General features: G+C 33.0%; 14 protein-coding genes, 1 riboswitch and 1 other annotated feature. All 14 genes read right to left on the reverse strand.

Annotation, left to right across the window (positions count from 1 at the left end):
• Position 1: 1 nt before the first annotated feature.
• Positions 2-1,336 (reverse strand): glutamyl-tRNA reductase, encoded by a 1,335-nt coding sequence (gene hemA / locus KA883_RS07935; protein ID WP_046207658.1) that lies wholly within the window; start codon positions 1,334-1,336, stop codon positions 2-4.
• A gap of 149 nt (positions 1,337-1,485) precedes the next feature.
• Complete coding sequence (gene yihA, locus KA883_RS07940) at positions 1,486-2,073, reverse strand: ribosome biogenesis GTP-binding protein YihA/YsxC (protein ID WP_046207659.1); 588 nt, start codon at positions 2,071-2,073, stop codon at positions 1,486-1,488.
• A 271-nt stretch (positions 2,074-2,344) separates the two neighbouring features.
• Positions 2,345-3,607, reverse strand: a complete 1,263-nt coding sequence (gene clpX / locus KA883_RS07945) for an ATP-dependent Clp protease ATP-binding subunit ClpX (protein WP_046207660.1) — start codon at positions 3,605-3,607, stop codon at positions 2,345-2,347.
• Between the two features lie 186 nt (positions 3,608-3,793).
• Positions 3,794-5,104, reverse strand: coding sequence for a trigger factor (tig, locus tag KA883_RS07950; protein WP_046207661.1), 1,311 nt, complete (start codon positions 5,102-5,104; stop codon positions 3,794-3,796).
• Between the two features lie 184 nt (positions 5,105-5,288).
• Complete coding sequence (locus tag KA883_RS07955) at positions 5,289-6,215, reverse strand: hypothetical protein (protein WP_210139944.1); 927 nt, start codon at positions 6,213-6,215, stop codon at positions 5,289-5,291.
• Between the two features lie 12 nt (positions 6,216-6,227).
• A complete protein-coding gene (locus KA883_RS07960; RefSeq protein ID WP_046207663.1) occupies positions 6,228-6,839 on the reverse strand; it encodes an NUDIX domain-containing protein in 612 nt (203 codons plus the stop codon).
• 246 nt (positions 6,840-7,085) lie between these two features.
• A complete protein-coding gene (rplT, locus tag KA883_RS07965) occupies positions 7,086-7,442 on the reverse strand; it encodes a 50S ribosomal protein L20 (RefSeq protein ID WP_019468478.1) in 357 nt (118 codons plus the stop codon).
• Positions 7,443-7,508: 66 nt separating this feature from the next.
• The gene (rpmI, locus tag KA883_RS07970; RefSeq protein WP_019468477.1) at positions 7,509-7,709 is read right to left on the reverse strand and encodes a 50S ribosomal protein L35; all 201 of its coding nucleotides are present in this window, start codon (positions 7,707-7,709) and stop codon (positions 7,509-7,511) included.
• A 28-nt stretch (positions 7,710-7,737) separates the two neighbouring features.
• On the reverse strand, positions 7,738-8,265 hold the full coding sequence (gene infC, locus KA883_RS07975) for a translation initiation factor IF-3 (RefSeq protein ID WP_037539866.1): 528 nt from the start codon (positions 8,263-8,265) through the stop codon (positions 7,738-7,740).
• A 23-nt stretch (positions 8,266-8,288) separates the two neighbouring features.
• Positions 8,289-8,417 (reverse strand) — a sequence feature (ribosomal protein L20 leader region).
• Positions 8,418-8,475: 58 nt separating this feature from the next.
• Entirely contained in the window at positions 8,476-9,969 is a 1,494-nt protein-coding gene (locus KA883_RS07980; protein ID WP_046207664.1) for an amino acid permease, read from the reverse strand.
• 208 nt (positions 9,970-10,177) lie between these two features.
• Positions 10,178-10,351, reverse strand: a riboswitch (Lysine riboswitch).
• A gap of 59 nt (positions 10,352-10,410) precedes the next feature.
• On the reverse strand, positions 10,411-12,348 hold the full coding sequence (gene thrS / locus KA883_RS07985; RefSeq protein ID WP_046207665.1) for a threonine--tRNA ligase: 1,938 nt from the start codon (positions 12,346-12,348) through the stop codon (positions 10,411-10,413).
• 340 nt (positions 12,349-12,688) lie between these two features.
• Positions 12,689-13,612 carry a primosomal protein DnaI gene (dnaI, locus tag KA883_RS07990; RefSeq protein WP_046207666.1) on the reverse strand — a complete coding sequence of 308 codons (924 nt, stop codon included), beginning with the start codon at positions 13,610-13,612 and terminating at the stop codon, positions 12,689-12,691.
• Positions 13,613-13,615: 3 nt separating this feature from the next.
• The gene (locus KA883_RS07995; RefSeq protein WP_210139945.1) at positions 13,616-15,007 is read right to left on the reverse strand and encodes a replicative helicase loading/DNA remodeling protein DnaB; all 1,392 of its coding nucleotides are present in this window, start codon (positions 15,005-15,007) and stop codon (positions 13,616-13,618) included.
• Positions 15,008-15,478, reverse strand: coding sequence for a transcriptional regulator NrdR (gene nrdR, locus KA883_RS08000; RefSeq protein ID WP_046207668.1), 471 nt, complete (start codon positions 15,476-15,478; stop codon positions 15,008-15,010). It abuts the gene before it with no gap.
• Between the last annotated feature and the right edge of the window lie 144 nt (positions 15,479-15,622).

Raw genomic sequence — 15,622 nt, forward strand, 5'->3', positions numbered from 1 at the left:
CTTATTCAAAACTAAAAATTTGACTTGTTGTTGTTACATTGCGTTTTTTCTCTTTTGGTTTATAGGCTTGTTCAGCTTCAATGTCAAAAATGTTTTGAAATAGCTCTAATTTTTCGTTACTTTTTTTGTCACTACTCAACTCTTTTGCTTGCTTAATAGGATCTTTTAACATTTGATTTATGATACTTTTAGTGTGTTTTGATATCACTTTACGTTCTCTTTCTGTTAATCCAGGGAGTTTTCGATCAATACTACTCATTGTATCTTCTTGAATATCCATCGCTTTTTCTCTAAGCGCGCGAATAACAGGAACAACACCTAACATATTAACCCATTCATTATGTGCATCAATTTCTGCTGGAATTCTTTGTAAAATTTCATCAGCAGCATTTTGACGTTGTTTTAGGTTCGCGTCTACTAAACCTTTCAAATCGTCAACATCATAATTAAAAACATCTTGAATCGTATCTATGCCTGGTTCAATATCTCTTGGAACCGCAATATCTATCAACACGAGAGAATCATTTTTCCGTTGTGATTGAATCGTAGCCATCATGCTATTTGTAATGATATATTCATCTGAACTCGTTGAACTAATCACAATATCCGCATGTGCCAAAAGTTGTGGTAGTGCCTCTATAGATTCATATTTAACATTGTGTGCAGTTGCTAATTTCTGTGCTTTACTCACAGTCCTATTAACAATGGTTACATCAGTTACGTCTGAACCTATCAAATTCAAGAGTGATAGCTCACTCATATCCCCTGCACCAATAATCAAAGCACTTTTATTATTAATTTTGCCAAATACTTTTTTACTAAGTTCAACTGCTGCATATGAAACACTAACTGCATTATCTGCAATATCCGTTTCATTATGCGCTTTTTTCGCAAAAGTAATAGCTTGTTTAAACAGATGATTAAATATAGTACCAGTTGTATCTTCTTCTTGAGCAATAAAGAATGCATCTCTAATTTGTCCAAGAATTTGAGTTTCTCCTAACACTACAGAATCTAAGCCTGAAGTAACTTGCAATAAATGTCTTACTGCTGCGTCCCCCACAGTTACTTCAGTCATTTCTTTAATCTCTTCAACATCAAACCCAAAATTTCTCGCTAAAAAACGTTGAATATAATAGCGACCTGTATGAATTTGATCAACAACAGCATATACTTCTGTGCGATTACAAGTTGATAATATTACATTTTCTAAAATAGATTTAGTTTCGAATAAATCAACATTGGCTGAACGTATGGCATCATCTTTAAAAGCAACTTGTTCTCTTAGTGCTACATCTGCTGTACGATGATTAATGCTTATCGCAATTAAATGCATTTATAACGCCCTCCATACATATTACAATAACTAAATTATAACACAATTATCATTTGAGTTAAGCATATTGCACACGTAAATTAGAAATATTCTAATCTACATTCAAATAGTTGTCATAATTTATAGGCTTTAACCGTTTTCTCAACATTCTATATATATTTTGCAATTATATCCCATACTTGTTGTTGCTTATTCGCTTGGATAGAAGAATAACTGATAATTTCATCTTCAGGTTCCATTTCAAGTTTTCGCTGGACATTGGCTAAATGTTTCTGTACTTTACCTTTAGCGATTTTATCTTCTTTTGTAGCAACTACTAATGTCGGAATATCAAAATACTTCAAATAGTTATACATTAAAATATCATCTTCTGTAGGATTATGTCTCAAATCAACAAGCTGAATGACAAGTTTTAAAGACGTTCTCTGAGAAATATATTTTTCAATCATTTTTCCAAACGCTTCACGTTGTTTTTTACTCACTTTAGCATAACCATAACCTGGCACATCTACAAATACCAGTTGATTATCAATATTATAAAAATTGAGCGTTTGTGTTTTACCTGGTTGTTGTGAAGTTCGTGCCATATTTTTACGTCCAATCATACTATTAATAAAAGATGATTTACCAACATTGGAACGACCACTGAGTCCTACCTCGCTCAAACCAGTTTCAGGATATTGTTCAGGCTTTACCGCACTGATTAATAATTCTATTTCATTAGGATTTATTTTCATTACCGACCCTCTTTTCTATTAAAGTCACTTCATTATTATATTACACAATTTCACTTATTTATATGTATTTTTATATGATTTATATTCCATTTTAAAAGAAAAAGGCTAAGACACATTTAAAATGTCTCAGCCTTTTAGTCTTAATTTTCAACATTGACTAATATAAAACTTTGATAATCTAATATATACAACGTTAATCAAAACTCATAGGGCAACCAGTACTAATCAATTGATTCGCTTTGATTCAGCCCTTTATTTTCAAACTATTTTATTAAGCAGAAGTTTGTTCCTTATTAACGAGATTTCCTTCTTTATCGTATAGTTCAGGATCTTTTTCATCATTAATCGTTTCTTCAGTTATTACCACTTTTACAACACCATCAGAAGATGGAACATCATACATAATATCGATTAATGCTTCTTCAATAATTGAACGTAAGCCACGCGCACCTGTTTTACGCTCAATCGCTTTGTTACTAATTGCAGACAATGCTTCGTCTGTAAATTCTAGTTCTACATCATCTAGTTCTAACATTTTTGTATATTGTTTTACTAAAGCATTTTTTGGTTGTGTTAAAATATTTTTCAATGCATCAACATCTAGTGTTTCTAGATTTGCAACAATAGGCACACGACCAATAAACTCTGGAATTAGACCGTATGATTGTAAATCTTCAGGTCTGATTTGTTCTAAGATAGCATCCTCATCATATTTAGATGCTTCACTACTAGAAAATCCAATGACTTTTTCACCTAGTCTGCGTTTAATGACTTCATCAATACCGTCAAATGCACCACCAAGTACAAACAAGATATTTGTAGTATCTATTTGAATTAATTCTTGGTTAGGATGTTTACGTCCGCCTTGTGGTGGCACGCTTGCAGTTGTACCTTCAAGAATTTTCAATAGCGCTTGTTGTACACCTTCACCTGAAACATCTCTTGTGATAGAAGTATTTTCTGATTTTCTAGCGATTTTGTCGATTTCATCGACATAAATGATACCTTTTTCCGCTTTATCTATATCAAAATCAGCTGCTTGAATTAAGCGAAGTAATATATTTTCAACGTCATCGCCAACATATCCGGCTTCAGTGAGACTCGTAGCGTCTGCGATTGCAAAAGGCACATTTAATGTTTTAGCTAAAGTTTGGGCTAAAAGGGTTTTACCGCTACCTGTTGGACCAATTAAAGCAACGTTACTTTTTTGTAATTCCACGTCATCTTCATTTGGACCTAAATTTTGAACACGTTTATAATGATTATATACTGCGACAGCTAGAGATTTTTTAGCTTTTTCTTGGCCAATAACATAATCATTTAATTGATCCATAATTTCTTTAGGAGTTGGTAATTCTGTTAGTCCTTCTGATTCTGATTGAGCTAACTCTTCTTCAACTATTTCTGAACATAGCTCAATACATTCGTTACAAATATATACGCCACTTCCTGCGACCAATTTTTTAACTTGGTCTTGATCTTTACCACAGAAAGAGCATTTTAAATTTTCTTCATCTTCATTGAATTTGAACATTCTATTTACACCCCTATTCCCTAAAGACTATACTAGATAGCATTTTAATATGCAACTTGAACAAATCTCAAGTTTTTTGCACAAAACATTGTAGCAGACACATTAATTGAATGCATCTGCTACTAGTTTACAATATTAAACAACTATACTTTGTTTCTACAAACAATATGCTTGTGACATTTTTAGTTATGCTTCAGAGTCATCTTTAGATGGTTCTACTAATTTCGCTTCTTCTACTAACATATCAATAACCTTTTGAATACGTACATCATTTTTAACAATGTCAGTGTTACCAAGTGTTTGTTTAATATCTTCTACAGATATATTAAACTGTTCACTCATTTTTTCTAATTCTTTGTCGATGTCAGCATCAGATACTTCTACTTCTTCTGCATCAGCAATCGCAGTTAATGTTAAATTTGTTTTAACGCGTTCCTCAGCATCATCTTTCATTTGCTCTCTTAATTGTGACTCATCTTGTCCAGAAATTTGGAAATAAGTTTCTAAATTAAGACCTTGTTGTTGCATACGTTGTCCAAATTCTTGAACCATGCGGTCTAACTCAGTTTTAATCATCGCTTCTGGAACATCAATTGTTGTGTTATTCGTAGCTTTATTAATAGCTTCTTCTTTTTGAGTATTCTCAGCGTCTGTAGCTTTTTGTTCAGCTAAACGTTTACGTAAGTTTTCTTTATACTCATCAACTGAGTTAGCCTCTGCATCTAATTCGTTTGCAATTTCATCATTTAATTCTGGAACGTCTTTATATTTGATTTCATTAACTTTTGTTTTGAAAGTAGCTTCTTTTCCAGCTAATTCTTCAGCATGGTATTCTTCTGGGAATGTTACATTAACATCTTTTTCTTCGCCAGTTTTAACACCAACCAATTGTTCTTCAAAACCTGGAATAAATGAACCTGAACCAATTTCAAGGTCGTAGCCTTCAGCTTGTCCACCTTCAAATTGTTCACCATCAACATAACCATCAAAATCAATGTTTACCGTATCACCATTTTCAACTGCACCATCTTCTTTAACAACCATTTCTGCTAGATGTCCAAGTTGATGATCGATTGATTCTTGTACTTCTTCTTCAGTTAATTCAGTATTTTGTTTTTCAATTTCTAAACCTTTGTAATCACCAAGTTCAACTTCAGGTTCAACTACAACATTTGCTTCAAATGTCATGTCTTTACCTTTTTCAATTGATGTTACATTGATTTCTGGTTGATCAACTGGTTTAATGCCAGTTTCGTCAATAGCTTCACCATACGCTTCTGGTAATAAGATATCAACTGCATCTTGATACAATGCTTCTACACCAAAGCGTTGTTCAAAAATTTGGCGAGGTACTTTCCCTTTACGGAAGCCCGGCACATTAATTTGTTTAACCACTTTTTTGAAAGCTTGATCAATTGCTTTGTCTACTTTTTCTGCTGGAACAGTAACAGATAAAACACCTTCGTTACCTTCCTTTTTTTCCCAAGTTGCTGTCATGTATAAAAACCTCCATGATTATCCTATTTTATTTTTTCAACTTCATTATTATAGCACACGTCAAAGCTCGACACAAATTATGAATTTTATATGAATAATTAATAAAAAGTTGAAATTTATTATAATTTTATATTACCTCTTAACTCCATTACCCATTTTTCATATGAGTTAATGATAAAACTACTTATTTTTCTTTATCTAACGACTCAATGAATGCAAGCACATGATTCGTTTCATCGATACTTTCTAAACCTAACATTGATTTGAAATAATTTGTATAACCTTCTATCCAAGTTTCCTTTGTTGCAATGAGTTCAACATTTAATGGATAAAGTAAAATGGCATGATTATTCAGCATATGAAGCGCTTCTTCTACAAGTTGTTGTGCTGCACCATCTTCAAGTTGCTTCAGAACGTTAGGTATAACTTCAGTTTTAAATAAAGTTTGTTCTAGCCCTTCAAGATTCTGTGGAATCACATTGATTTCATATCCATATTTATGAATAGAAATCGTTTGGTCATTTTTTGCAAAACGCAAGTATTCCAACATAATAGTTACGACATTCGGTGCGAGTTTCAGCTCATTCAACAAATGAATCACTGTATCTTGATAACGATATTGACTATGATCTATGAGCGTCAGCATAATGTTAACTTGTTCTTTAAGTGTTAATGTATCAAAACTTTGTAGCATTTGAGCTGCATGTTCATTATGTTTATCAATTTGGCTTAAAGCAAATTCCTTGATTGGAAATAATTCCATTCTAGTCTTATGATCATTGACTTCATCTATGATTTGATTAATAATTTCAACAACTTCAAAATATTGTCCTAAGCCATTTAAACTTTTAACATAATAAATCATCAAATCATCATAATTAGATATACTTTGTTTTAATAGAATGATTGCCTCTTCACGTAGCTCTAAATAATGTTCCATTTTAAAAAGCATCGCACATTTTAATAAAGCCATTTGTTCATCAAGTTCGAACTGAGCTTCTAATGACTCAAACAACTGATAAGCTTGTGCTAAATTATTTTCATTAAAAGCTTGTTTAATTTCTCTAATCAACTTTTCTTTTGATCTCGGAAATGGAATGATATCAGACATTAATCAACACCTCTATTGTATTGCCTGTAAAATGAGCGCACTCCATGTTTCAAATTCATCATAATTGTCTATCTTGTTATGGTTGACCCATTTAATTTTTAAAGTGTCGGTCTCTTTTGCTTCTACATCATTACTGTTAACATTAATCTTAAATACAACACCTAAATGTACTTCACCAACTTCATTTGTATCATCATTGATAAAGCCTATGTATGCTAAATTTTGTGATTTACTTTCAGAAAGGCCTACTTCTTCATTTAATTCTCTCTGAGCGTTCACTCTAAGCACTTCATTAATAGATTCAGCACCTTTAACGTCATTCATATGGCCACCAACACCGATCGAAGACTGACCATGCAAACGCGTTTCTCCGCCACCTGAGAGTCGTTCATAAACTAATATTTCATCGTGCTCATTTTCTAAAATGCAATACGAAATAAGTTGTTTATAACTTGGATCTTCTTCCATATCACCACGTCGTTTAATTTCATAATTCGATAGTGTTTCAAAAATGTCTTGTCCCTTGTTCGAATTTTTATCTAAAAATCCATTAAACTGATTATTTTCATTATCAAATAAAATTTTTCTTGGTACTACCGTAATCATTTCGTCAAATTTAGACATTAGTTTCTCCTTCATATGTGACTTCCTTGTCATTTTATCAAAACATTCACGTATCTCAAAACAATACTAATAGCAAAACGCTTACTCGCAGGTAAATTATTAATCATCTAATATTTCAACCTTTGAATCTAAATCATTAACCTTATAAAGGTATTAACACAAGCATATCTATCATAAAGTATTTACGCAGTGCCAATACCACATAAAAGCCTGAGACAATATGGTGTCCCAGGCTTTATTTAAAAATTATTTTAAAGCTTCTTTAGCTTTTGCTACTAATTCACCAAAAGCTTTGTCATCTGAAATCGCGATTTCAGAAAGCATTTTACGGTTTACGTCGATATCAGCTTTTTTCAAACCATTCATTAATCTTGAATAACTCATATCATGTTGACGTGCTGCAGCATTAATACGTGTAATCCATAATTTACGGAAGTCACGTTTTCTTTGACGACGGTCACGGAAAGCATATTGACCTGATTTCATAACTTGTTGTTTTGCAACTTTATACAATGTGCGTTTTGCACCAAAGTAACCTTTAGCTAATTTAATCGTCTTTTTACGACGCGCTCTTGTTACTGTTCCACCTTTTACTCGTGGCATAATAAATTCCTCCTTAAAATGTGTACATTCTTAAATTTTTCGCTGTTTCTCAGGCTATCTCATCAATTATTTTTTATAAGATAATAATTGTTTTACACGTTTCATGTCTGATTTGTGCACTAATGAAGCTTTACGTAATTTACGTTTTTGTTTAGTTGTTTTATTTGCAAACATATGTGAAGTGAAAGCTCTTGAACGTTTTAATTGACCTGAAGCAGTTCTTTTAACACGTTTAGCAGCTCCACGGTGGGTTTTCATTTTAGGCATGATTCATTTCCTCCTGTATTATCTAATATTATTTTTCGTTTATTGGGTTAAGCATAATGAACATTTGACGACCGTCCATTTTAGGTCTTTGCCCAATAGTTGCGATATCTTTACATTCTTCAGCGAATTTTTCTAAAACTCGTTGACCAATTTCTTTATGCGTAATCGCACGTCCTCTGAAACGAATAGAAACTTTACATTTATCGCCTTTTTCTAAGAACTTACGTCCATTTTTCAATTTAGTTTGGAAATCATGTTCCTCAATTGTTGGACTTAAGCGAATTTCTTTAAGGTTGATTGTTTTTTGTTTCTTTTTCATTTCTTTTTCTTTTTTCTGTTGTTCGAATTTGTATTTACCGTAATCCATAATCCTTGCAACAGGTGGTTTAGCGTTTGGAGCCATTAAGACTACATCTAAACCTACTCTTTCAGCCATTTCTAGGGCTTCGGATTTTGATTTAACACCAATTTGTTCTCCGTCTTGCCCTATCAAACGTAATTCTTTTGCGCGAATCTTTTCGTTAACTTGAGTCTGATCTTTTGCTATGGTTGACACCTCCAAGATTTTTACGAAATTATCCCAAGCAAAAAGAGCGAGTATATAATATACCCGCTCTTCTCTACACATGATATTTTCATGTATATATAGACCTGCCAACTGCATTTAGCGTCGCTACAGGTGAGAAGCGGGAGCTTCTACTTGGTTCGTTTCGTATTCAACATTACCTATCTTAGCAACTATCTTCAAATAAGTCAACAGTTTATTTTAATTATGTTTAATTTCGTCCATATCTATGTCTTGTCGTAAGTTCACTTTCTCTAATGGTACCATTTTCGTTTTATAACGTAATTTATGATAAATAAAGAATGCTAGAAATACTGGAATACCCATATATGTGATAATAAATCGGTTCAGGTTAAAGTCACCTGTTTTGATAAAATCTACGTCTTGTCCAATAATGACTAACACACATAGGACACCAGCAAAGATTGGGCCAAATGGGAATAGTTTAGCTTTGTATTTTAATTTAGATTTATCATAATTTTGCTTGTCAAATGCTTTTCTGAATCTATAATGACTGACTGCGATACCTACCCAAGCGATAAAACCAGTCATACCACTTGCAGCAACAATATATTCGTAAGCATCACCACTCAAATGTTGCAATACAAAGATGCCCACGACAATCACAGCTGTCGTAATTAACGATACATACGGTACGCCGTTTCTATTTGTTTTACCAAAAACTGGATATGCTAATTTGTCTTTACTCATGGAGTATAGCATTCTAGTCGATGCATACATTCCAGAATTACCAGCAGATAATACCGATGTTAAGATAACGGCATTCATAAATGATGCTGCAAATGCTAATCCAGCATTTTTAAATACAAGTGTAAATGGTGAGGTAGCTATATCATCGCCACCACCCATTAAAGAAGGACTATCATACGGTATTAACATACCAATTACAAAAATTGCTAATATATAGAAAATCAATATTCTCCAAAATACTTGTTTAATTGCTTTAGGTACTGCTCGTTCTGGATTTTCAGATTCACCAGCTGTAATACCGATTAATTCAGTACCTTGGAATGAGAAGCCTGCAACTAAGAATACACCAAGAATTGTCAGTAGACTACCACCTAAGCCGTCACCAAGAATTGGGCCACCGCCTTTAGAAAATGTGTCAAAACCTACGAATTCTCCACCCATAATTCCAAGTATAGTAAGTAGACCGATGGCAATAAAAATGATAACTGTAACAACTTTAATTAATGCAAACCAGTATTCACTTTCACCATAAACTCTAACAGACAAAGCGTTTAGTCCAAATATAATAATTAGGAACAAACAGCTCCAACTCCAAGCTGGTATACCTGAAAGAGGTGTCCAATATTGAATCACTTGTGCAGCAATCGTAACATCTGCAGCAACTGTAATAACCCAGTTGAACCAATAATTCCATCCCAATGCAAATCCAAGTGATGGATCAACAAAACGCGTAGCATAAGTACTAAATGAACCAGAAACAGGTAAATAAGTAGCCATTTCTCCTAAAGATGTCATAAGGAAAAATACCATTGCCCCAATAATTGCATATGCAAGTAATGCACCCAAGGCACCTGCATCATGAATTGCACCACCAGAAGTCATAAATAAACCAGTACCAATACAACCACCAATAGCTATCATGGATATATGACGATCTTTTAGCCCTCTTTTAACTCCATTATTTTGATTTACTTCTTTTGCCATAGATGCTCCCTTTCCTTTAAACTTAGAGGCCAACTTACTATGCGATTATAATTATACTTTTATAGTTATTAATAACCTTTACATCGGAATATACATGTTATTTAACCAATTTGCTATAAATTTCCCGTTTTAGTATGAATAATAATCTTAAACCTAAATAAAATGGTTACATACCTATTAGATATGCAACCATTTTAGTCATAGCATTTATATAGGTAGCACATCACATATGTGACAGTCCAGTCTCTTTCGAAAACTGACCCAACCAATAGTGAAAAATGGTCACTTTTGATTTCGGCATTTTTACCTTTCACAAATCCTACATACGCTCCAAATAGCTTACAGATTGTTACTGATTAAAAACGCAACCTCTAACTCAATTTTTTTATTTTTTTATTTCACTAAGATTCAATATACATGATTTCAACATTACTTTCAAGGTTATCTTTGTTTTTTAAGTCTGATTTCATCTACCAAATCCCAAATAAATGATTCTTTTTCAACCGTTTCTTGATCTTGCGAACCATATTTTCTAACATTCACTTCATTATTTTCCATCTCTTTATCCCCAACGACAAGTTGATAAGGGATTTTTTGCATTTGTGCTTCTCTGATTTTATAACCCATTTTTTCATTTCGATCATCTATTTCGACTCTTACACCTTGTGATTTAAGTTCGTCTTGTAAATGTCTAGCATAATCATAATGCAAGTCAACGTTTACAGGAATAATTTCAACTTGTTTTGGTGCTAACCATGTAGGGAAAGCTCCTTTAGTTTCTTCTGTTAAAAATGCAACAAAGCGCTCCATTGTCGACACAACACCACGATGGATGACTACAGGTCTATGTTGCTCACCGTCTTTTCCTATATATGACAATTCAAATTTTTCAGGTAGTAAGAAGTCTAATTGAGCCGTAGATAACGTTTCTTCTTTACCCATAGCTGTTTGTACTTGAACATCTAACTTAGGGCCATAAAAGGCAGCTTCCCCAATAGCTTCTTCGTATGCTAAACCTAGTTCATCAACCGCTTCTTTCAACATGCTCTCTGCTTTATTCCACATTTCATCATCATCAAAGTACTTTTCTTTATCCTCAGGATCTCTGTAACTCAAGCGGAATTTATAATTTTCAAATCCAAAGTCTTCATAAACATCGACAATTAAATTAACAACGCGTTTGAATTCTTCTTTTATTTGATCTGGTCTTACAAAAATATGTGCATCATTTAAAGTCATTCCTCTAACACGTTGTAATCCAGAAACAGCACCACTTGCTTCATAACGATGCATTGTACCTAATTCAGCAATGCGAATTGGTAATTCACGATATGAATGTGGTTTATTCGCATAAATCATCATATGGTGAGGGCAATTCATAGGTCTTAACACCATTTCTTCATTTTCATCTAATTTCATAGTTGGGAACATGTCTTCTTGATAATGATCCCAGTGTCCTGATGTTTTATATAAATCTACATTTGCCATCACTGGTGTATACACGTGATCATAACCCATGCTTACTTCTTTATCTACAATATATCGTTCAATTTCGCGACGAATTGTTGCACCGTTCGGTAACCACAATGGTAAACCTGCACCTACTAATTGATTGTTTGAGAATAGTTCTAATTCTTTACCAATTTTACGGTGATCGCGTTCTTTGCGTTCTTCTAGCATTTTAAGATGTGCCTTTAAGTCTTTTTTATCAAAGAAAGCAGTACCATATATACGTTGAAGCATTTTATTATCACTATCTCCACGCCAATATGCGCCTGCAGTTGATAAAAGTTTAAACTCTTTAATTTTTGAAGTTGATGGTACATGAACACCACGACATAAATCAGTGAATTCACCCTGCGAATACAAAGTAACATTTTCATCTTCTGGAATAGCATCTATTAGTTCTAGTTTATACGGATCATCAGCAAAAAATGTTTTCGCTTCATCTCTCGATACTACTTTTCGTTCTATAGGATAGTTTTCATTGACGATTTGTTTCATTGTTTTTTCTATTTTTTCAAAATCATCAGATGACACGCTTTCAGACATATCAAAATCATAATAAAATCCACCATCAACGACTGGACCCACACCAAATTTCACATCTCCATATAAACGCTTTAAAGCTTGTGCCATTAAATGTGCAGTAGAGTGACGCAAAACTTCTAATGCTTCATCACTACCAGGTGTAACTATTTCAATTTCCCCATCTGTTTCGATTGGTCTTGTTAAATCAATCATTTGTCCATTTAACTTTCCTGCTACAGCTTTTTTTCTTAAACCAGGACTGATTGAGTGTGCAATCTCTTCTGTAGTAGTTCCTTTTTCAAATGCTTTCGCATTACCATCTGGAAAAGTAATATTTATTTGATCCATTTAAATTCCTCCTATTTATACTTGCCTTAAATCATCACGAAATGGTCATATTACAAACGTAAAACAAAAAGACCCCATCCCTAAAAGGGACGAGGTCTTCGCGGTACCACCCTAATTAAAGTAATTTTTATAATGATAAAAATACTTTACTCTACATAAGTTAACGGTCTTGAGCCGGATGTTGATTAGAACATCTATCATGAAGTAGTAACAGATAATGATACTTACCAAATTCTCATCACACATTGGTTCTCTGTGAAGTATGAAATTATCTATCATGTCTTCATTTTATTTCGCTTGATTTAGATTTAATTATATTATACAACATTTTTTTAATAATTCAATCGTTACGATAATTTTTGCCTTCCAAAAAATATGGTGTTGCTAACGATTTAATTCTTTCCATTATTCTAGCTGCTTTTGTTTTTTCAGTACCATTGCGCGTAACAGAAAGATGATATTCTAATTCTTCAAAGCTTAGGTTAGAGCTAAAAAACGTTGGTAATTCGTGAACCATTCTATAATGAAGTAATGGGCCAATTACTTCATCTCTTGCCCAAGGTGTAATCTCTTCAGCACCAATATCATCTAACATTAACACATGTGATTCACGTACTTTCGCTAACCTTGATTCGAAACTGCCATCTTTAAATCCACCTTTTAAAGTGCGAATAAATTCTGGTAGATATACAATCGTAGAAGGTACTTTTTCAACTTTTAATTCATTGGCAATCGCACCTAATATAAATGATTTTCCAGTTCCAAAAGGACCATGTATATATAAACCTTTGACTTGGGGCGCTTTTTCTACTATTTTTTCACAAATATCGGTTGCTGCCATTGCAACATCTATACGATCTCTTTTGTCCATATAAATATCGCTTAATTTCGCATTTAATGTATCTCGTTGCATATGATGTGAAGCAATTAAATGGGCATCAAATTTTTCTTCGTCATGTTTGATTTTACATGGACAAGGTAGGTAACGAATTTTTATGTGCTGATTTTCTACATATAATTCAGGCACATGACCCTTAACAAAGTTCGGACAATCTTTAAAGGCATGGCCATCATAATGTTTTTCTTGATCTTTGTATTCTTGTAAAATATTCAAATCTTCATCAATCATTGCATTAGTTACTTCTGATTGATGTGTCTCTAAAAACATTTTGACATCTGGATCATTGATAACATCTTTTTTTATCTTTTCAATTCGCTGACTTAAATCCTTAGAGTCACCCATAATATGATTGAAAGACTTCATATATTATTCCTCCTCTCGCTTACTATTCAATCGTTTTAACAACGCTTCACGGTCTCTTTTTAACGCTTCATCTTCATCTGGATTATTAAGTTCTTCTAAACTTTGATTTTTCGTTTCTTTACTATCTCGTTCTTCTAGCCATTTAGGTGTCATTTCCCTAGAAACGAGTTGTTTAGGTTTATAACTACCATTTTTAGTTTGATTTGACTGTTTGGATGTAGGTTGGTTCACCTTTTTAGCATAATGATACGCTTCTTCTGCAGTTTTGATACCCTTTTTTTTCCAATTTGATGCAATCTCAAAGATATAAGTTTTAGGAAGTTTCATGTCTTCTTTTAACATTACAAATTGTAAAAGTATATTAATTACACCAAATGGTAGTTGTTCTCTTTCAACTAATTCTTCGACCATATACTTTTGCTGCGTCGTCGGTTCAGATTCTGACCACGAAGCAAGCATATCGATGGGGCTAGTTTCGTCTAATTGTTTTAACCAATGATTTGAATCATCTTCTGTTATATTATTTTTTTCCGTGCTGACACCATCTATATAATTTGATTTTTTAGCCTTTAATTTTGGAAGCTGTTGCTCATGTTCTATGAGGTAATACGTTCTAGCATGTTTACGCATTTCTTCAAAAGAGAGCTCTTGTGCACTAGTGATTGATTTTAAAATAATGCGTTTCATTGCTTCTGGTGTTAAACCATATAAAGTCGCAATCTGTGTGATCAATGCTTTAGCTTCACTATCAATTATTTTAGTGCTAATAAAATGATTTTGTAATAAATCATAAAGTGCTTCAAAATCAAAATTTACATTAGATAAATCTGCACCACCATAAGTTTCTTCACTTTCAATCATCTGTGTATCTTCAGTCAGTGCTTTGTTAGGCACTTTAAACACATCAATGAATGTGCGCGTCACATCTTTGTACTGACTTAAGTCAATGGTCATTTGATCCTCGAAATGTGATTTCAGTTGCAAGTAGCGTTGCTTACTTACTTGACTATATAAATATACAGATAACATAGGATCATTAAAAAATTGCTCTGTTGATGGTGGTTGTACAAGCTTGTATACAAAAGAAGAGTGTTGTTTAGAATGATGCGCAAAAGATTTTAATAATCCAATGCCTTCTAACAAATCCATTTCCTTTCTGAATTCAAGTAAGTTTATTTTTAATTCATTCATAATAATATAATGTGTCAACACAACATCTTGTTCAAATTCTACGAACTGATTCAAATAATGATACAAACCAATAGCATTTGAGCCAATCATTGGCGTAAATAATCTATTAAGTATTTCTAAATGTTTATGATTTAAATAAAAATGACGCAACACGTGGAAATCATCTTGTGGTCTTAAACCATAATCATAGGACTGTAATCCCATTTAAGAATCACTCCGTTTGTTTTCTGCTAAAATTCCTTGCATTGATTGTAATAGTTGATCAACATCTTTAAATTCTTTATAAACAGATGCAAATCGCACATAAGAAACTTGATCCACATGCATCAATAAATTCATGACGTGTTCCCCTATTTCTCTTGAAGAAATTTCGGCACGTCCTTCATCTCTTAATTTCCATTCTACATTATTAGTAATATCTTCTAATTGTTGATAACGCACAGGTCTTTTTTCACATGAGCGCACCAAACCATTGAGTATTTTTTCAGGTAAAAATTGTTCACGTGTGCCATCTTTTTTGACAACGATTAACGGTCTTTTTTCAATATGTTCAAACGTAGTAAACCTTGTGCCACATTGTTCACATTCTCTTCTACGTCTGATCGCATTAACTTCATCAGCATGTCGTGAATCTACAACGCGAGAGTGCGTTGAACTACATTTCGGGCATTTCATCGAATTACCACCCTCTCAATTTGATTACCATTCATTATACTATAAATCGTTATGCCACAAAAGAATCGTATTACACAATAACGCTATTTATTTATAATAAATACATTTAATCCTTCATATTTAAAATCAAAACCACCCGTATAA

The sequence above is a fragment of the Staphylococcus sp. GDY8P54P genome, from assembly GCF_017892645.1.
Taxonomy (GTDB): domain Bacteria; phylum Bacillota; class Bacilli; order Staphylococcales; family Staphylococcaceae; genus Staphylococcus; species Staphylococcus ureilyticus.

Coding starts and splice junctions, on each gene's coding strand:
- hemA (WP_046207658.1), bottom strand. CDS start 1,336: ATGCATTTAATTGCGATAAGCATTAATCATCGTACAGCAGATGTAGCA.
- yihA (WP_046207659.1), bottom strand. CDS start 2,073: ATGAAAATAAATCCTAATGAAATAGAATTATTAATCAGTGCGGTAAAG.
- clpX (WP_046207660.1), bottom strand. CDS start 3,607: ATGTTCAAATTCAATGAAGATGAAGAAAATTTAAAATGCTCTTTCTGT.
- tig (WP_046207661.1), bottom strand. CDS start 5,104: ATGACAGCAACTTGGGAAAAAAAGGAAGGTAACGAAGGTGTTTTATCT.
- KA883_RS07955 (WP_210139944.1), bottom strand. CDS start 6,215: ATGTCTGATATCATTCCATTTCCGAGATCAAAAGAAAAGTTGATTAGA.
- KA883_RS07960 (WP_046207663.1), bottom strand. CDS start 6,839: ATGTCTAAATTTGACGAAATGATTACGGTAGTACCAAGAAAAATTTTA.
- rplT (WP_019468478.1), bottom strand. CDS start 7,442: ATGCCACGAGTAAAAGGTGGAACAGTAACAAGAGCGCGTCGTAAAAAG.
- rpmI (WP_019468477.1), bottom strand. CDS start 7,709: ATGCCTAAAATGAAAACCCACCGTGGAGCTGCTAAACGTGTTAAAAGA.
- KA883_RS07980 (WP_046207664.1), bottom strand. CDS start 9,969: ATGGCAAAAGAAGTAAATCAAAATAATGGAGTTAAAAGAGGGCTAAAA.
- thrS (WP_046207665.1), bottom strand. CDS start 12,348: ATGGATCAAATAAATATTACTTTTCCAGATGGTAATGCGAAAGCATTT.
- dnaI (WP_046207666.1), bottom strand. CDS start 13,612: ATGAAGTCTTTCAATCATATTATGGGTGACTCTAAGGATTTAAGTCAG.
- KA883_RS07995 (WP_210139945.1), bottom strand. CDS start 15,007: ATGGGATTACAGTCCTATGATTATGGTTTAAGACCACAAGATGATTTC.
- nrdR (WP_046207668.1), bottom strand. CDS start 15,478: ATGAAATGCCCGAAATGTAGTTCAACGCACTCTCGCGTTGTAGATTCA.